This is a genomic window from Olleya marilimosa CAM030, from assembly GCF_000518485.1.
Lineage (GTDB): Bacteria > Bacteroidota > Bacteroidia > Flavobacteriales > Flavobacteriaceae > Olleya > Olleya marilimosa.
On the sequence record NZ_JADR01000010.1, the window covers coordinates 78,390 to 97,617 of the forward strand.

General features: G+C 32.5%; 17 protein-coding genes. 9 read left to right on the top strand and 8 right to left on the bottom strand.

What is annotated here, in order from left to right; genetic code table 11:
* Position 1 precedes the first annotated feature (1 nt).
* A complete protein-coding gene (locus M890_RS0112465; protein WP_028283855.1) occupies positions 2-595 on the bottom strand; it encodes an FMN-binding negative transcriptional regulator in 594 nt (197 codons plus the stop codon).
* Positions 596-669: 74 nt separating this feature from the next.
* On the opposite strand from M890_RS0112465, the gene radC reads away from it, so the two are divergent.
* From radC to M890_RS16490, 4 genes are read left to right on the top strand one after another with little or no spacing between them, the layout of a single operon-like run.
* Complete coding sequence (gene radC, locus M890_RS0112470; protein ID WP_028283856.1) at positions 670-1,368, top strand: RadC family protein; 699 nt, start codon at positions 670-672, stop codon at positions 1,366-1,368.
* A 1-nt stretch (position 1,369) separates the two neighbouring features.
* Positions 1,370-2,668, top strand: coding sequence for a polysaccharide deacetylase family protein (locus tag M890_RS0112475; RefSeq protein ID WP_028283857.1), 1,299 nt, complete (start codon positions 1,370-1,372; stop codon positions 2,666-2,668).
* Positions 2,652-3,344, top strand: a complete 693-nt coding sequence (locus tag M890_RS0112480) for a YjjG family noncanonical pyrimidine nucleotidase (RefSeq protein ID WP_028283858.1) — start codon at positions 2,652-2,654, stop codon at positions 3,342-3,344. The genes M890_RS0112475 and M890_RS0112480 overlap by 17 nt, the downstream gene beginning before the upstream one ends.
* Positions 3,345-3,346: 2 nt before the next feature.
* Positions 3,347-4,204: a hypothetical protein gene (locus tag M890_RS16490; RefSeq protein WP_051437527.1), complete on the top strand. Its 858-nt coding sequence runs from the start codon at positions 3,347-3,349 to the stop codon at positions 4,202-4,204.
* On the opposite strand, the gene M890_RS0112490 is transcribed toward M890_RS16490, so the two are convergent.
* The gene (locus tag M890_RS0112490; protein ID WP_028283859.1) at positions 4,201-5,478 is read right to left on the bottom strand and encodes a replication-associated recombination protein A; all 1,278 of its coding nucleotides are present in this window, start codon (positions 5,476-5,478) and stop codon (positions 4,201-4,203) included. The genes M890_RS16490 and M890_RS0112490 overlap by 4 nt on opposite strands.
* 243 nt (positions 5,479-5,721) lie before the next feature.
* Here M890_RS0112490 and M890_RS0112495 point away from each other — a divergent pair, with 243 nt between their 5' ends.
* Entirely contained in the window at positions 5,722-6,474 is a 753-nt protein-coding gene (locus tag M890_RS0112495; protein ID WP_028283860.1) for a rhomboid family intramembrane serine protease, read from the top strand.
* On the opposite strand, the gene rlmB is transcribed toward M890_RS0112495, so the two are convergent.
* The 6 genes from rlmB to M890_RS0112525 form a co-directional block, all read right to left on the bottom strand.
* On the bottom strand, positions 6,469-7,203 hold the full coding sequence (gene rlmB, locus M890_RS0112500; protein ID WP_028283861.1) for a 23S rRNA (guanosine(2251)-2'-O)-methyltransferase RlmB: 735 nt from the start codon (positions 7,201-7,203) through the stop codon (positions 6,469-6,471). The genes M890_RS0112495 and rlmB overlap by 6 nt on opposite strands.
* Before the next feature lie 72 nt (positions 7,204-7,275).
* On the bottom strand, positions 7,276-8,286 hold the full coding sequence (locus M890_RS0112505; RefSeq protein ID WP_028283862.1) for a hypothetical protein: 1,011 nt from the start codon (positions 8,284-8,286) through the stop codon (positions 7,276-7,278).
* A gap of 13 nt (positions 8,287-8,299) precedes the next feature.
* A complete protein-coding gene (locus M890_RS0112510) occupies positions 8,300-9,202 on the bottom strand; it encodes a hypothetical protein (RefSeq protein WP_028283863.1) in 903 nt (300 codons plus the stop codon).
* Between the two features lie 19 nt (positions 9,203-9,221).
* Positions 9,222-10,709 carry a SusD/RagB family nutrient-binding outer membrane lipoprotein gene (locus M890_RS0112515; protein WP_084553675.1) on the bottom strand — a complete coding sequence of 496 codons (1,488 nt, stop codon included), beginning with the start codon at positions 10,707-10,709 and terminating at the stop codon, positions 9,222-9,224.
* Between the two features lie 12 nt (positions 10,710-10,721).
* The gene (locus M890_RS16150; RefSeq protein ID WP_051437529.1) at positions 10,722-13,784 is read right to left on the bottom strand and encodes a SusC/RagA family TonB-linked outer membrane protein; all 3,063 of its coding nucleotides are present in this window, start codon (positions 13,782-13,784) and stop codon (positions 10,722-10,724) included.
* Positions 13,785-13,903: 119 nt separating this feature from the next.
* Positions 13,904-15,544: a POTRA domain-containing protein gene (locus M890_RS0112525; protein WP_051437530.1), complete on the bottom strand. Its 1,641-nt coding sequence runs from the start codon at positions 15,542-15,544 to the stop codon at positions 13,904-13,906.
* A gap of 234 nt (positions 15,545-15,778) precedes the next feature.
* Here M890_RS0112525 and rpsL point away from each other — a divergent pair, with 234 nt between their 5' ends.
* The 4 genes from rpsL to rpsJ are packed head-to-tail and all read left to right on the top strand — an operon-like array spanning position 15,779 to position 19,103.
* Positions 15,779-16,153 (top strand): 30S ribosomal protein S12, encoded by a 375-nt coding sequence (rpsL, locus tag M890_RS0112530; RefSeq protein WP_028283866.1) that lies wholly within the window; start codon positions 15,779-15,781, stop codon positions 16,151-16,153.
* A 22-nt stretch (positions 16,154-16,175) separates the two neighbouring features.
* Positions 16,176-16,652, top strand: coding sequence for a 30S ribosomal protein S7 (gene rpsG / locus M890_RS0112535; RefSeq protein ID WP_028283867.1), 477 nt, complete (start codon positions 16,176-16,178; stop codon positions 16,650-16,652).
* 6 nt (positions 16,653-16,658) lie between these two features.
* Complete coding sequence (gene fusA / locus M890_RS0112540) at positions 16,659-18,785, top strand: elongation factor G (protein WP_028283868.1); 2,127 nt, start codon at positions 16,659-16,661, stop codon at positions 18,783-18,785.
* A gap of 12 nt (positions 18,786-18,797) precedes the next feature.
* Positions 18,798-19,103: a 30S ribosomal protein S10 gene (gene rpsJ / locus M890_RS0112545; protein WP_010181931.1), complete on the top strand. Its 306-nt coding sequence runs from the start codon at positions 18,798-18,800 to the stop codon at positions 19,101-19,103.
* Positions 19,104-19,228 lie beyond the last annotated feature (125 nt).

Below are 19,228 nucleotides of genomic sequence, written 5' to 3' on the forward strand. Positions count from 1 at the left end.
TTTAAAAAATTGAATCTAAAAATTGTTTAATACTTTCTTGGTTAGCTTTTATCAAAGCTTGACGAGCATTTTCCTTATCCTTTGGTTTTTTATCCTGAGACAATTTAAACTTACCTTCCCAAGTATCTATGGTAATTTCAAACATTTTAATATACTTTAAATTTTTATCTAATCTAGGATTGTCAGGCTCTAAAACATATTGGTGTTCTGGAGCTTCTAAAAACTCAGTCATAGTAATTAACGACTGTTTTAAAGCTGCTGTACTTTCAATTTTAGTCACTTTTCCAGTTAAATGTACTCTTACATAATTCCAAGTTGGTAATTGTGTGGTCGTATAAATGTTAGGTGATATATAGCATTGTGGACCATAAAAAATTACGGTAACTTCGTTTTCATCCTTTAAAAGACTGGTTTGCGGATTGTATATATCAATATGGCCTATTAATTTACCATCAGTTTCACGATATATTAATGGTAAATGTGTAATTAAAGGCGTATTGTCTTTAACAGAAATGACTGTCGCTAAAGTATAAGTTTTTATCACTTCTAGTAAGTGTACTTTATCGTTTTCTTGATGTTTTGGTGGTGGATACAATAGATTTATAAGGTTATAAGTTCAAAGTATTTTATTTCATTTAAAATTTACCAAATATTATGTAGATTTATAAAATGTCTGATAAAAGTACTTCATTTTCAATAAAAAACTGGTCTCAGGATGATCAACCTAGAGAAAAACTGCTTTATAAAGGTAAAGTAGCCTTAAGTGATGCAGAGTTGGTGGCCATTTTAATAGGTTCTGGTAATAGGCAAGAAAGTGCAGTGGCTTTATGTAAGCGTATTTTAGCGTCTACTGATAATAATTTAAGTGAACTAGGGAAGTTATCCATAAAACAATTAATGGAATTTAAGGGAATTGGAGAAGCCAAAGCTATAACCATTATTGCTGCTTTGGAATTAGGACGAAGACGTAGAGGAGGAGAAGCACTGGATAAAATGAAGATAACATCCAGTAAATCTGTATTTGAGTTGATGCAACCTGTTATTGGCGAGTTACCACATGAAGAATTTTGGATAATTTATTTAAATAACTCTAACAAAGTTATTCATAAAAACCAATTAAGCAAAGGAGGTATTACAGGTACATTAGTAGATACCAGACTAGTTTTAAAAACAGCTTTAGAGGTTGGCGCAGTAGGTTTAATATTAACACACAATCATCCTTCAGGAACTTTAAAACCTAGTCAAGCGGATAAAGATGTGACTTCAAAATTAAAAATAGCAGCACAAAGTTTAGATATAAAAGTTTTAGATCATTTAATCATTACAGAGCAAAGTTATTTTAGCTTTGCAGATCAATCTATACTGTAATATGCTATTAGTTTATACACATAAAATAACACCTAGGATCAAGTATGTATTTAAACAAGTTTGTACTAGAATTTTAGGAATACCTGTTAGTTTTACTACTGTTATAGAAGAGTTTATTGCGCATGATAGCTTAAAAATGTCTTATACCAGACAACCTTTAAGTGGTGAGATTTTTGTACGTAGCAATGAGTTACTATTTGAGCAAGGTCTTTCAGATATTGATATAACTGTTTTACCTTGGGAAGACACAAAATGCTTTTTTCCAACTGGTGACAAAAGTGCTATACCTTTTGATATTTTTGCTGCTTCATTTTATTTAATTAGTAGATACGAAGAGTATCTACCACATGTAAAGGACGAGTTTGGACGCTATACAGCAGAAGAAAGTTTAGCCTATAAAAACAACTTTTTAGACCAACCAGTAGTAGATATTTGGGCTTATAAGTTTAAGGCAATTTTAAAGGATAATTATCCTGATTTTATATTTCCGGAACAAAAATATACTGTAATTCCAGTTATTGATGTTCCTGTGGCTTACGAGTATAAATTAAAGGGAATTATGCGTACAGTAGGAGGCACATTTAAAGATTTTTTTACCTTTAAATTTAGAAGAATTTATGAGAGGTATTCTGTGTTAACAGGATTTAAACGTGACCCTTTTGATAATTACAAGTACATAATTAATAAGCAAAAAGCTTCAAAATATAAATTTGTTTTTTTCTTTTTATTGGGCGATTTTTCTCCTTATGACAGGAATATAAATCCTCAAAAACAAAAATTTATTTCGTTAATTAAACATATAGCAGATTATTGTAAAATAGGGATTAAAACATCCTTTTTTGCTTTAAATAATTTAGAATTACTTAAGGAAGAAAAAACTAGAATGGAAGGCATAATAAATAATGCTATTGTAGGTTCTAGACAATCATTTTCAAAAGTTAATTTACCAGAATCTTATCGTAATTTAGTCGAGTTAGAAATCCCAGAAGATTATACAATGGGTTATGTTAATCATTTAGGGTTTAGAGCAGGAACGTGTACACCATTTTTATTTTACGATGTGGATTTTGAAGTGCAAACACCTTTAAAAGTAGTGCCTTATCAAGCATTAGATTTTGCATTTTTAAAATATCACTCATTACTTGATAAAGAGCAATCTTTAAATAGATTAATTAAAAGTATAAAAAATGTAAATGGTACTTTTGTACCAGTGTTTCATAACTACACCTTTAATAAACAAGAGCGTTGGAAACATTTTAAAACCTTATTTAATATTATTTTAGATGTTAAAAAAAAATAAAGTAGAACACATATTTTTTGATTTAGATCATACCCTTTGGGATTTTGATAAAAACTCTGCTTTGACCTTTGATTTTCTTTTTAAAAAACATGCGGTTAATACTAAGCTAGAAGATTTTTTGCAATTTTACGAACCCATTAATCTTAAATATTGGAAATTATATAGAGACGAAAAAGTAACCAAAGATAATTTACGTTACAATAGGTTAAAAGAAACTTTTGATGCTTTACAATTTAGTATTGATGATGATTTGATTAACATCCTATCTGAAGATTATATAACTCACTTAAGTAGTTTTAATCATGTTTTTGATGGTACAGTAGAGTTGCTAGATTACCTAAAAACTAAATATAATTTACATATAATCACTAACGGTTTTAAAGAGGCTCAAAACAATAAATTAAAAGGTTCTAAGTTGGATCATTACTTTGCTACCGTTACAAGTGCAGAGGTTGTAGGTGTTAAAAAACCAAATCCAGAAATTTTTAATTTCGCATTAAATTTGGCTAATGCTAATTCAGCTAATAGTATCATGATTGGAGATAACTATGAAGCTGACATTTTGGGTGCTTTGGATATTGGTTTAGATGCTATTTGTTTTAATTATCATAAAGCAACAATTAGTCCAGAAATTAAAGTCGTTAATCATTTATTAGACATTAAAAAATATTTATAATTATGAAATTTTCAAATAAAATACAGTTAGTTTTAATCTTGTTATTTAGTTTGGTAACAAGTTTACAAGCACAAGACAAATTAAATAATTACAAGTATGTTGTAGTTGCAAATCAATTTGATTTTCAGTCAGAACCTGATCAATATAGGTTAAATGGTTTAACCAAATTTTTACTAGAAAAACAAAATTTCACTGTATTTAGTAACACAGATGTTTTACCAGACGATGCTATAAATAATGGATGTTTAGTATTATATGCTACTTTAAAAAACTCTTCATCATTATTTAAAACAAAAATAAATGTTCAGTTTGAAAACTGTAAAAAAGAGATTGTTTTTACTTCAGATATTGGAGAATCTAGAGACAAAAAATATATTGTAGCCTATAATGAAGCAACACGTAATGCATTTAATACCTTTTCAAGTTTTATACATACTTACAAACCTACTGCAGCAGACAATCAGACCACAGAGGTAACAGCATTAAAACAAGAAATTGAAACTTTAAAAGCCGAACAATCAAATAAAGATAACATTAAGGCTGAAGCAACAATTAAAAATGAGGTCGTTAAAGTTACTGATACACCTGTAAAAGAAACAACAAAAACAGAAACTAAAACAGAAACGATTAAACCTGCAGATAATGCCCTACACGCAAAATTAATCTCTGGATCGGTATTTAGTTATAATTTATTAGACGCTAATGGTAAAGTAGTATATACCATTCTATTTTCTGGAAAAGAAGATTATTACATAGTAAAAGGGCAAGATGCATTAATTTACAAAATGAATAATCAATGGGTTTTAGCGCATTATGTTGACAATGACTTACAGATAAAAGCCATGACTATTAATTTTTAATAACCATATTTTTCTTTCCAACGTGACCTTAAAAAGTCGCGTTGGGCTTTTTCTCTAGCATTATTACCAGGTTCGTAAAGCTTTGTGTTACTAACCTCTTTTGGTAAAAACTCTTGATTGGCAAAATTATTTTCATAATTATGGCTGTACTTGTAGTCTTCACCATAACCAATCTCTTTCATTAATTTTGTTGGTGCATTTCTAATATTTAAAGGCACACTTAAATCGCCAGTTTGTTTTACTAATTGTTGCGCATGGTTAATAGCCATATAGGCAGCATTACTTTTAGGAGAACAGGCTAAGTATGTCGCACATTGACTTAAAATAATTCTAGACTCAGGGTAGCCAATAGTACTAACAGCCTGAAACGTAGTATTAGCCATAACCAATGCAGTAGGATTAGCATTACCAATATCTTCGCTAGCTAAAATAAGCATACGTCTAGCAATAAATTTTACATCCTCACCACCTTCAACCATTCTAGCCAAATAATACACAGCAGCATTAGGGTCGCTACCTCTAATGGATTTTATAAAAGCAGACACAATATCGTAGTGCTGTTCGCCAGTTTTATCATAACGCACAGTGTTATTTTGGACCTTATCTAAAACCAAGGCGTCTGTAATTGTAATAATAGGTTTATCCTCACTATTTACAACCAACTCAAAAATGTTTAATAATTTTCTAGCATCACCACCAGATAATCGTAATAATGCGCTAGTTTCTTTAAGTTTTATGTTTTTTTTAGATATGTATTCATCTTTATCTATTGCACGCTTTAAAAGGTCCTCTAAATCGCTTTTTTCAAACGCTTTTAAAATATATACCTGACAGCGTGACAATAATGCAGAAATCACTTCAAAACTTGGGTTCTCAGTCGTTGCACCAATTAAAGTGACCCAACCCTTTTCTACAGCTTGCAATAAACTATCCTGTTGCGATTTGCTAAATCGATGAATCTCATCAATAAACAAAATAGGGTTTTTAGCAGTAAACAACCCACCACTATTTTTTGCCTTTTCAATAACCTCTCGCACATCCTTTACACCAGAGCTTATTGCACTTAAAGTATAAAATGGACGTTTAGAGGTTTGTGCAATAATATTAGCCAACGTTGTTTTTCCAATGCCAGGAGGTCCCCAAAGTATCATACTTGGTATAATTCCTTGATTAATATGACTAGTTAAAGTCCCGTTTGGACCCACTAAATGTGACTGACTAATATAGTCGTCTAAAGTTTGTGGACGTAATCGTTCAGCTAAAGGCGTGTTCATAAATGTAAAATTAAATTAAATTTTGTTTAGGCGTGTCTTTTTTGCGCATTCTTAACATAAAAGTCAGGCTTTCACTACTCAATCTTTTTGCTAAGGCAAAAAGGATTTCAAACAGACCGTTCAATTATGAAGTCATCACGATTTTTTTCAAAATAGTATTCATGAGTAATCCTTCACGCAACAACTGACTGACATTATTGCAATACATTAAATTTGGATAACTATTTGCTATATTTATTGCAAATGAAACAACAAGAACCTTTTACATTCACCTTAGATGTTTTAGTCTATCCAATAGCATTTGTAATCCTATTGTGGTTAATTTTTGCTATCGAGATTAGATTTGGGTTTTCGCTTAACTTTTTAGGCATCTATCCTCAAAAAATTACTGGATTAGTAGGTGTAATATGTAGTCCGTTTATACATTCTGGTATTTCCCATTTATGGCATAATACCATACCTTTATTTGTATTAAGCACTGCGTTGTTCTATTTTTATAGACCAATCGCTTTTAAAGTGCTTTTGTACGGTATTTTACTATCTGGATTTTTAACTTGGTGTATTGGTAGACCATCTTATCATATAGGAGCAAGTGGATTAATATATGTATTGGCAAGTTTTATCTTTTTTAAAGGTGTTTTTGCTAAACATTATAGACTAATAGCATTATCCCTTTTAGTAGCTTTTTTATATGGAAGTATGATCTGGAATACCATACCATTAGAAGAAGGTATCTCCTGGGAAGGTCATTTAAGTGGTTTAATTGTGGGATTAGTTTTTGCTTTATTATTTAGAAAACAAATAGCAAAACCTAAAAAATATGTATGGGAAGAACCTGATTACAACGAAGAGGACGATGAGTTTTTAAAACATTTTGATGAAAACGGTAATTTTATAGAAAACATAGTAGAGGAGGAGTTACCTGAAAATAATCTTCCAGAAGTAACGCTTCCTGTTACTATTAGTTATACTTATAAAAAAAATAAAGAGTTATAGACGTTGTCTTACCGCTTCATATAAAAAAGCGCCACAAGCTACACTAACATTTAAAGACTCTATTTCACCTAGTAAAGGTAGTTTAGCTTTCTCATTAGCTATTTTTATTATAGATGGATTTATACCACGACCTTCAGATCCCATTATAATAGCACATGGCTCTTTAAACGAAACATCAAATAATGTATTATCCGTTTTCTCTGTCGCAGCAATAACTTTAATATCTGATGCCTGCAGAAAAAATACAGCATCTTTAATGTGGTCTACTCTACAAATAGGAACTTTAAATACAGCACCAGCACTTGTTTTAATGGTGTCGCCATTTACAGGTGCAGCACCTTTACTTTGTATAATTATCCCGTCTACTCCAGTACATTCTGCAGTACGTATTATAGCACCAAAGTTTCTAACATCACTTAGTTGATCTAACAATAGAAAAAGTGGAGTTGTATTTTTTTTAGACACCATGTCAAACAATTCCTCAATGTCATAAAACTTAACAGGAGCAATTTGTGCAACAGCACCTTGGTGATTATTTTTTGTTAATCTATTTAGTTTTTCTACCGGAACGTAAGACGAGTTAACTCTTTTGTCTTTTAGTACCGTTTCTAGTTCTTGAAACAAGTCGCCTTTAAGTCCTTTTTGCAAAAAGACTTTATCTACATGTTCTCCAGCATTTAAAGCTTCAATAATAGCTCTAAGTCCAAATATCTGAGTTGTTTTATCCATGACACAAAGGTATAAAAAAAGAGCCTGCAAATTGCAGGCTCTTTAATATGTTTATTAATAGAAATTAATGTATTACTCAGCAGCAACTAGTTCGCCTAAGCTGTCATAAACTTTATATTTTCCACCAACTACTTCAATTGTAGCAACTAATCTCTCTCCTGATCCTCCAGCTGATGCGCTAGTAGATGAAGATGATAAGTATAAAGCAGGGAAGCTAATGCTAGTATTAAAAGTACCTATATGAGATATTTCAACATTGAAAGGGAAAGCAAAATCTGCAGCTAATATTTCATTAACAGAAGCACTTAAAGCTAAGTCGTAATCCCATAAGTCAACTATTAGGTCATAAGTACCATCAGCTAAAATACCGTTTCCGATAGTACCACTATTTACTGTGTTTTGATCAACAACTTCTGGACAATCACCTGTAAATGCGTAAGCATCATAAGACGATAAATAAAAGTCAAAATCTACAAGTCCACATAAGCTCTCAGTATGAACAACTTCTTCATCATCTAAAACTGTTTCTATAATGTTTCGCTCGATAGTTGTGTAAGTTACAGGGATATCCCAATCAACAACAATTGATGGAAAATCACTAACAAAGTTAGTAACTTCTAAATCAATATAGATAGCTCCACCTGCAGCTAATCCGTTTTTATTGTCTGCACTAGTTAATTTAAATCTTAAATTTTCAGTACCTTCTTTTAAAACGTCTTGTACAGCTGTAATGTTAAAAGTATGTGTTTCTGCATATGCAGGAAATTCTACTTTATAACCAAAGTCTCCAAAACCATCGTCGACAGTAGTTGCACCTACTGGCAATCCGTCTGCATCACTTACAAAATAGTCAGAGTTAGAACCACCAGAAACAAGTTCCAATTTAAAGTCCATTTCTTCCTTGTAGGCCTTGTTTGTTGCTAAAGAAACCGTAATTGTTTCTCCTTCCATTACGCTATTAGCAGTTTGTCCTGTCATAGATACAACAGGCTTGTCTGTTACAGTGTAATTTACATCATCGTTAACACAAGATGTAAGGGCTACAACAGTGCATGATAACAGTATATTTTTAATGTATTTCATCGTTTTCTATTTTTTATTGTAAAGTTAATACCCAAGTAGATCCTGAGTAGATTGGAGGTCCACTCGCTCTTCCTATTCCAAATTCTGGGAATACTATTTGTCCCGTAGCTTGATCAACATAACCTGGTCTTCCTTGAATAATTTCGTTAGAAAATCTCCATTCAGTAAAGATTAAGTTACCAGCACAAGCATAGAAGTAAGATGTATATCCAGCTCCTGGCCATCCAAACATAGAGTCTAACTGATAGTTACCAGCACCTAAATGTGTAATGGTGTGATTAGCAGGTGTAGCATAGTTTACACTATATGTTCCAGCTAAATCAGTACGACATAATTGTAATCTTACTAAAGCTGATTCGTATTGCTCTGCAATTACTACATCTTCAACTGATACTAATGTTTTTAGATTAATAACAAAAACAGTTGTTTTTGCATTGTCTAAAGCATCGTTATTAACTTTAATTGGAATTAAATCAAACGTTGCGTTTGCAGGTATAGTTGTTTCTAAATTTGTGTCAACCCAGTCAAAATGAGTTCCAGGAACAGCTATTGGATATTTTCTAACATCATCACTTGGATCAAGTGGAGTATTATTAATATCTAACATCGTTTCTAGTTCAGCTAACTCTCCTTCAGAGAGTTTTAAATCTGCAAATGTACCAATTTCATAAGTCATTGTAATAGTAGATCCAGCTGGTTGTCCAGAGGCACCTCCAATTACATGTACTGGAATATCAAAATCAAACTGAGCACCTGTCTCTTCAACAAAGTTTCCTAAGTTGTCGTCTGTTTTAAATCCAACCACTAAAGGTCCATTAAAATATTCATCGTTTACATCTATCTCGTCATCAACGATACATGATGCTAAAAGCGAGCAGCTTAAAACTGCTAACAAATAAGTTCTTAAATTTTTCATTTTTTTTCTTTTTTATAGTTTATTGAGCCCAAAATGGTCCAGTTGCAAAAGCTTGAGCACTACTTACAGATGGCACATTAGAAGCGTTTGATATTAACTCAGACGAAGGATATAATAATCTTTTTGGTCTTGTTGATGACTGAGCAGTTGTAGCTAAAGGTATTCCTGCTGGATATCCAGTTCTTGTAAACTCGATATAAGATTCAATACCATTAATTCCATTTAAGGCTACCCATTTTTGTCTCATAATAGCAGCAGTTTTTTCAGCATCAGTACCAGCCCATCCAATTGTTGGAGTTGTTGGATTATAAGTTGATGAATCTTCACCAAATAAGTTGAAAGAAGCATCGATACCAGCTTGGAAAGATGTTTGAGCATCACCACTTATTTTACCTAATAATTGCGCTTCAGCTTGTAGGAAATAAGATTCAGCTGCGGTCATTAAATAACCATCTTGAGCAGAGTTTATAACTAAACCTGGTCCGATTGGAGAAAGACTTGCAGGAGATTGCGTTCCATCAAATCCTTGTGTATGACCAACATATTGGTTATCATCGTTTAATCCGTATAGTTGACCTAATCTTGCATCTGGTACAGCTCCTGGGAAGTTTCCTTTTAAGAATTCAATTGCGTAATCAGAACCTCTGTAGAAGTTATAGCTTACAGATGTAGACTCATCATTTGAGAACATTAAAGCATAAAATGGATTTTGTTGTGCAACTTGACCATTTGAATATCCTGGGTTAATTGTTGCATCAAGATTGATGAAAGAACTTCCGTCTAAAGCTGCAAATTGTGTATCTAAATACGTCGCTAATTCAGCATCATTTGCTAATGTGTAAGCCTTAGTTGATTGTCTTAATAATAATCTTAATTTAAGCGTGTTTCCAAATAACACCCAGTTTGACATTGTTCCACCATAAACGATATCTTCTGATCCTACTGCTGCAGAAGATCCTGAAGATGCAATTAAAGCAATAGCATCATCTACTTCTGATACTAATGATCTGTAAATTGTTGCATCATCATCGTAAGTAGGTGTTAAGTTTGCAATTCCTTTATGAGCTTCAGTGTAAGGGATATCTCCATATAAATCTACTAAATATTGAAAGTAATACGCTTTCATGATTTTAGCAATAGCTTTATGGTTGTTATAGTCATCTCCTTGGTAGTCTAAGATAGCTTGAAAGTTTGCAGTTGTTAGATATAATCCATCATAGATATCATCATAAAAACCATTATCTATCGCTAATGAGAACTCTTCAGAGAAACCTCCTGTAAAAGCATTTACGTTTGCTCCCCAACGGTTCATCATTACGTTTCCTAGAATGTTCATTCTTCTAGCTTGTTGTCTATAAGTTGATGCTAATGCACCTGCTAATACTAAATCAGGCGTTACAACATCTGCAGATGGACTATTTGGATTGTCGTTGATATCCAAATAATTACTACATGACATAGTAATCGTAAGAATTACTAATAGTATAATATTAAATTTTGTTTTCATCTTTTGTATTTATTAAAAAGTTAAATTAACTGTTAGTCCGTAACTTCTAGTTGCTGGATATTGTCCAGATACACTTAAACCTTGAGCATTTCCTGTAGTGTTAGAGAATTCTGGATCTGCATATCCTCTGTTTTCTTTAGGTAATACGACAAAAGGATTTCTTGCATTTACACCAACTCTTACAGAGCTAAATCCAATAGCATCTAAAGCCTTTTGGTTTAAACTGTAGCTTAATGAAAGCTCTCTTACTTTAAAAGCAGTTGCATCTAAAACAAAGTTTTCTGATACATCTCTGTATTCATTAGAGAAATAATCTAAGTAATTTGCGTAAGTAGTACCTCCTGTAATAACGTTTGTATTAGCAGCATATACTCCAGGAGAAGTTTCGATAGCAGAGTTAGGGAAAATAAATCCTCTTCTTCCGTTCTCAGCAGATTCTACTAAGTGTCCACTCCAAGATAACCAGTCTTTAGTACCAGCCCAGAATTGACCTCCAGTTCTGTAATCAAATACACCTGCTAATCTAAATCCTTTGTATGTTAATGAAGTACTTAAACCTAAAACATAGTCAGGGTTAGCAACACCTAAGTTAATAAATTCAGCTGTTTTTAATGGGTTTCCTGTAGAAGGGTCAATTAAGACACGTCCATTAGGATCTCTTTGGTAACCTGTACCTTTAATTAAAGGGAAAGCTTCACCTACTGTAGCGAAGATACCTACATCTGCATTTCCGTTTCCTAAAGAAACTTCATCTGTGTTATCAGATACTTTCTTAACGATTGTTTCATCAGAAGCAATGTTGAAGTTTATGTCCCATCTTAAATCATCTGTTCTGAATGGAGTAAGACCTAAGTCAATTTCAAAACCTTTAGTTTCTGTTTCTCCAATGTTAATAGTAGATTGAGTTAATCCTGAAGCAGTTGACGAAGTTACGTTAGTAACTAAGTCCGTGTTATTTGTTACATAGTAAGATGCGTTAAGTGTTACACGGTCTCCTTTAAAGAATGCTAAGTTTAAACCTATTTCTTTGTTTGTAATAAACTCATTAACTAAGTTAGGGTCAGCTACACTTGCGTCTACTCCAAAAGAGTTAAGACCTCCAAATGGGAATCCACCTACTTGGTTGTAAGTACTGTTAATTTCGTAAGTTCCTACACGGTCGTTACCAACTCTTGCGTAGTTAGCAGAAATTTTAGCATAGTTTAAAACATCTCCTTTTAATTCTGGGAATGCTTTAGTTGGGATGAAAGATAAACCTGCACTTGGGTAGAAGAAAGAGTTGTTATCACTATTTAATCTTGAAGTCCAGTCATTTCTACCTGTTAAAGTAGCAAATAAGAAATCTTTATATCCTAAATCCACACTTGCAAATACAGCATAACTTCTACTTCTAAATGAGCTGTTAGATACTGTTGGTGTTCCTGTAATGTTATCAATGTTGTAGAAACCAGGAATTGTTAAGTTACTACCTGCTACACTTGTTAATGTAGATAAGTTATCTTGAATGTTGTTACCTAATGTTGCTTTTAAAGAAACATCGTCACTTAACATATAATCAAAGTTTAAGAAAATATCGTTATAGATGTTCTTAGACTCTTGGTTATTTGTACTAAAGTTAGATACAGTAGAGTGATCTCCACCACCAACACCTAAAAGGTCAGTATATCCATTAGTGTAACCTAAGAAGTTGCTGCTGAAAGTTCTTAAACTTGAAAGAGAACTTACGTTAATGTTATCATTAATTTGGTATTTTAAATTGATGATTCCGTTAAAACGATCAGACTCATTGTTGTTTCTGATGTTGTCTCTCATCCAATATGGACTTCTATAGTATGATGTCCAGTGGTATTGGTTTAAAGGTTGAGAAAATAATCCAACAGGAATGTTTGTTGCAGTTTGTAATAACTCTGTAAATAAACCAGAAGTAGTAGTACTTGTTTTTGAGTTTACGTAGTTAACGTTACCACCTAATTCCCATTTACCGATTGTTTTTCCAGCTTTAAATAAGATGTTTGTTCTTCCTAATTCATCTCCATCTACAACGAAATCAGTGTTTTGTCTGTTTACAGATAATAAAGCGTAAGAAGATGCATCTCCACCTGAGATAGAAACTCCTGTTTGCTTAATTGTACCAGTTTTAAAGAAATCTTTGATATTGTCTTCAATAGCAGAATATGGTGCCATAATATATGATCCGTCAGCTTGAGCTAAACCTACAGGCATAATTGATCCATCAAATTCTGGACCCCATCCTCCGTTTTCATAAGCTACGTGACCACCATTCCAACCTTGACCGTATTTAGTCTGTCTTTTAGGTAAGAAAGAAACTGACTCAAATTGAATTGAGCTGTTGAAATCAATTTTGATTTTTTCATCACTAGTTCCTCTTTTTGTAGTAACGATGATTACACCATTTGCTCCTTGAGAACCATATAGTGCACTACCTCCAGCTCCTTTAATAACGTTAGTTGAAGCAATAATCTCTGGTGATAAATTAGCTAAAGTGTTAGCTGATGAAATCGCTCCATCAATTACAATTAAAGCTTCGTTACTACCTGTTAACGATCTGTTACCTCTTAATACAATACGAGTTGATTGATTAACACCATTATTTGTTGTGTTAATTTTTAATCCTGATACTTTACCAGCTAAACTCTGTATTACGTTAGGGTTAGAAGCCTGTGTCAACACTTCTGCATCTACAGTTTCAGTAGCTGCAGTAAGCTCATCTGCTTTTCTTTCAATACCTAAAACGGTAATTACTACTTCATCAAGAGCATTATCTGGCTCAAGGCTTACATTAATACTGTTACTAGCACCAACTTTCACTTCTTTAGTACCGTAACCAACATAACTAAATGTTAATACACCACCAGTTGTTACACTAATAGAGTAATTACCATCAAAATCTGTTGTTGTTCCTTGAGAAGTTCCTTTAACTACAATAGTTGCCGAAGGTAAAGGCAACCCATTTTCGTCAGAAACAACTCCTGAAACTGTTTTGTCTTGTGCGAACGATAGTTGCACAACAAACGCTAGAAATAGCGTTAAAATTCCACTAAACTTTGTTTTCATTTTATAATTTATTTGAATTAGTCTATGCCAAAAATCATAATAAAAAGTTAATTAAACAATATTTATTGGTTAAAATTTCAATTTTTTTTTGAAATATTCATTAATACTATAAGTTTTACCTAAAAATTAGCAGTTAAACTCAAGTGTATCTTAGAATTTGAGAATTTGACCTTTTCATTTTCAGTCTTTCCATTGGCATATATAAATCGTAATAATCCGCTATTAGTTAGTACTCCAAAACCAAACCCAAAACCAAATAGATTTTCGTTTTGATTTAATAGTTTGTTTTCAAAGTTAGCGTAGTCTAAAACTGAGTTTACAAATAGACCTTCACTTAGTCTATATCTATATTCTGATATTAATATGTTAACACTATTTGCTGTTAAACTGTTTTCTGTAAATCCTCTTATAGTATTTATACCTCCAAACCTATATAATTCGTTTTCAAAATAGTTGTCAGATTCAAGTCTTTGAATTATTGTTTTTAAATAAATGCTATTAGTTTGGTTTAAATTAAAAATGTGATTTCCAGTTAAATTTAAGATGCTTTGTTTTGTTTTTTTTACTGATGTATTCCGTGATCCAACACCAATTTCTAAGTTTAGGTTTGTTTTTGTTTTAAAAATTTTGTCTTCGTTTTGCAACGTTTGATATTGATATTTTAATGTGTAAATATTACTATTAAAGTCTGTAATGTTGGTTATGTTATCATTATTTGATAGGTTACTGGATTCTGTTGCTGTAATTCCTGCATAAACACGATTAGCATCATTTATTTGATAATATAGATTGGCTTTTTGTTTTGTGTTTATAAAGGTGGAGTCTCTTTTTAAAATTTGTAAGCTTGCCTCAAGTCCAATGGGAGAAGAAAATATATATGGAAGACTTGTTGTAAGGTTAAAGTTTTTTTGATCACTTTCATCACTTTTATAATTTAAGTGTAATGTTTCCCCGTAATTTAAATTGTTGTTTAGCATCAAATCCAAATACCCGTTAAACTCTAATTTGTCAGTTTTTTCGTTAGTTGTAAATCCAATATATCCATCAAAATTATTGCTAGACATTTTTTCTAGATATAAATAAAGGTGTGTTGAATCTTTTGAAAATAATATTTCAGGACTTTTTGATTGTCTTGCAAAATTTAAGTTTTTTAATGCTTTAGTTTTCCTATTAATAGCGTCTATGTTAAAAGTGCTATTTGTGTTTATTTTTAAAAAGCGCTTTAAAAATGATTTAGGAAATTTTTCATAGCCTTTAATTATTATTTTATCTAATCCTCTTTTTATGTCATCAACGCTTACAATTAATTTGGCTGTCAGAGTATTTTGGTTTGTTTTAATTATGTCAGTTAGTTTTAATGAAGAAAAAGGGTAGCCTGATGATGCAATAATTTTATTGTATCTCAAAAGTTCGGTTTCAATTTTTGAATAAGGAATTATAATGGTGTTGTCCTTATTTTTTTTTAGATTTAGTTTCGAAAAATAATATTGCTTAATAATATTACTGTCTAATTTTACGATTAAATTTTCTATTTTGTTTTTCAGTTCAATTTTAGCCAAGTAAATTGAGTCGCTGTCTTTAATTAAGTTTTTTAAGTTGTTATTTATATATCCACTTGTTTTAAGCTTTTGCTGAAACTTAGAAACTTCTTCCATTAATTGTTTTAATGTTTCGTGCTTACTTTCATATTTATATTTAGAGATAATTGTTTCGTCTTCAATGTTCGTTCCAGAGATATTTAAGATTTTTTCTTGACTCAAACTAAAGTTAAATAAAAGAAGAAAAAGTACTAGAGCTGGTGATTTATAATTCAAGTTGCGATAGTTATAGGTTAAATTATAAATTAACGTAAAAATCTTCCCTTTTAATGTATTGTTGTCTTTTATTTTTAAATTCTGTTGAAAATTAATGAATTAACGTTTGATTAATCAAATTTAATTTCTACCTTTGCAGCCCTCTTAGAGAGAGGTAACATAAAATTATATTAAAGTTATATGCCAACAATTTCACAATTAGTACGAAAAGGAAGAGCCAAAATAACCAAGAAGAGTAAATCGGCTGCTTTAGATTCGTGTCCTCAAAGACGTGGTGTGTGTACTCGTGTTTATACAACGACACCTAAAAAACCTAACTCAGCAATGCGTAAGGTAGCAAGGGTTCGTTTGACAAACGGAAACGAAGTAAATGCATACATCGGTGGAGAAGGTCACAATTTACAAGAGCACTCGATAGTATTGGTTAGAGGTGGAAGGGTAAAAGATTTACCAGGAGTTAGATATCACATCGTTCGTGGTGCTTTAGACACAGCAGGTGTTGCAGGTAGAACACAACGTAGATCTAAGTATGGTGCAAAACGCCCTAAAAGTTAATTAAAAAACTTAAGAAGAAGACATGAGAAAAAGAGCAGCGAAAAAAAGACCGCTTTTACCAGATCCTCGCTTTAACGATCAGTTAGTAACTAGATTTGTTAATATGATGATGTGGGACGGAAAGAAGTCTGTAGCCTTTAAGGTGTTTTATGATGCAATTGACATCGTAGATACTAAAAAGACAGACGAAGAAAAAACAGCTTTAGAAATTTGGAAAGACGCATTGTCTAACGTTATGCCTCACGTAGAAGTGCGTAGTCGTAGAGTTGGTGGAGCAACGTTTCAAATACCTAACCCAATACGTGCAGATCGTAAGGTTTCAACTGCAATGAAATGGTTGATTAGTTATTCTCGTAAGAGAAACGAAAAATCTATGGCATTACGTTTAGCTTCAGAAATTTTAGCAGCAGCTAAAGAAGAAGGAGCAGCAGTTAAGAAACGTGTAGATACTCACAAAATGGCAGAGGCAAACAAAGCATTCTCTCACTTTAGATTTTAATAAGACATGGCTAGAGATTTAAAATTCACAAGAAATATTGGAATTGCTGCTCATATTGATGCAGGTAAAACTACAACAACTGAGCGAGTTCTTTATTATACAGGTGTTTCACATAAAATTGGAGAAGTACATGATGGTGCTGCAACAATGGACTGGATGGAGCAAGAGCAAGAACGTGGTATTACTATTACATCTGCTGCAACAACTTGTACATGGAAGTTTCCTTTAGAAAACGCAGAACCTACTCCTGATACTAAAGATTATCATTTTAATATTATTGATACTCCTGGTCACGTAGATTTTACTGTAGAGGTAAATAGATCTTTACGTGTATTAGATGGTTTAGTATTCTTGTTTAGTGCTGTTGATGGTGTTGAGCCTCAGTCAGAGACTAACTGGAGATTAGCTGATAACTATAAAGTGCCTAGAATTGGTTTCGTTAACAAAATGGACCGTCAAGGATCAGACTTTTTAGGGGTTTGTCAACAAGTAAAAGATATGTTAAAATCAAATGCGGTGCCAATCGTTTTAAATATTGGTGACGAAGAGGATTTTAAAGGTATCATTGATTTAGTGAAAAACCGTGCGATTGTATGGCACGATGAAACTCAAGGAGCAACATTCGATGTTATCGAAATTCCTGAGGATATGAAGGAAGAAGCTCGTAAATATCGTGCACTTTTAATTGAAGAAGTAGCAAGTTATGATGAGAATCTTTTAGAGAAATTTATGGAAGATGAAAACTCTATTACAGAAGAAGAAGTGCATGCTGCACTTAGAGCTGCTGTAATGGATATGGCAATCATTCCAATGATTTGTGGTTCAGCATTTAAAAACAAAGGTGTTCAGTTCTTATTAGACGCTGTATGTCGTTACTTGCCTTCTCCAATGGATAAGGAAGGAATTAAAGGTGTGAATCCAGAGACAGAAAAAGAAGAATTACGTAAGCCAAGTGTTGATGAGCCTTTTGCTGCTTTAGCATTCAAGATTGCTACAGATCCTTTCGTAGGACGTTTAGCATTCTTTAGAGCTTATTCAGGTCGTTTAGATGCAGGTTCGTACGTGTTAAATAATCGTTCTGGTAAAAAAGAACGTATCTCACGTATCTATCAAATGCACGCTAACAAGCAAAATGCAATTGATTTTATTGAGGCTGGAGATATTGGAGCTGCTGTAGGATTTAAATCTATCAAAACTGGAGATACACTTTCAGACGAGAAGCATCCTATAGTATTAGAATCTATGGACTTTCCTGATCCAGTAATTGGTATTGCAGTAGAGCCTAAAACTAAGGCTGATGTTGATAAATTAGGTATTGGATTAGCTAAACTAGCAGAAGAAGATCCTACTTTTACAGTACGTTCAGACGAGGCTTCTGGTCAGACTATTATTTCTGGTATGGGTGAGCTTCACTTAGATGTAATTGTAGATCGTTTAAGACGTGAATTTAAAGTAGAGGTTAATCAAGGTCAACCTCAAGTAGAGTACAAAGAAGCTATTACAGCATCTGCAGATCACAGAGAAGTTTATAAGAAACAATCTGGTGGACGTGGTAAATTTGCTGATATTGTATTTACTGTTGAGCCAGCAGACGAAGGTGTTGTTGGACTTCAATTTGAGTCTATAATTAAAGGTGGTAACGTTCCTAAAGAATTTATTCCTTCAATTGAAAAAGGATTTAAGATGGCTATGGTTAATGGACCATTAGCAGGTTATGAAATTGATGCTATGAAAGTAACTCTTAAAGATGGATCTTACCACGACGTGGATTCTGATCAATTATCTTTCGAGTTAGCTGCTAAGTTAGGTTTCAAAAACTGTGCTAAAGCTGCAAAAGCTGTAATTATGGAGCCTATTATGAAACTTGAGGTAATTACTCCTGAAGAAAACATGGGTGATATCGTTGGAGATTTAAATAGAAGAAGAGGTCAAGTGAGTGACATGGGAGATAGAGCTGGTGCAAAAACTGTAAAAGCAACCGTGCCATTATCAGAAATGTTTGGATATGTAACTACATTAAGAACGTTATCTTCTGGTAGAGCTACTTCTACAATGGAATTTTCACATTATGCTGAAACTCCTTCTAATATTTCAGAAGAAGTAATAAAAGCTGCTAAAGGCGTTGAATCGTAAATCTTAAAGAAAATGAGTCAAAAAATCAGAATAAAATTAAAATCTTACGATCACAATTTAGTAGATAAATCTGCTGAGAAGATTGTAAAGACAGTAAAAAGTACAGGAGCTGTTGTAACTGGGCCAATTCCATTACCAACTCATAAAAAAATATTTACTGTATTACGTTCACCACACGTAAATAAGAAGTCTAGAGAACAATTTCAATTAAGCTCTTACAAGAGATTATTGGATATTTACTCTTCATCTTCTAAGACTATTGATGCTTTAATGAAGCTTGAATTACCAAGTGGAGTAGAAGTAGAAATCAAAGTTTAAGTAATTAATTCGTTTAAAGGTTTTAAACGAAACATGTCCTAAGCTTCGAGCGAAGGAAAAACGGTAAAAATACAATTCAAGGCTGAAACGTATTTTCGGCCTTGAATATTTTTTAATAAATAGTA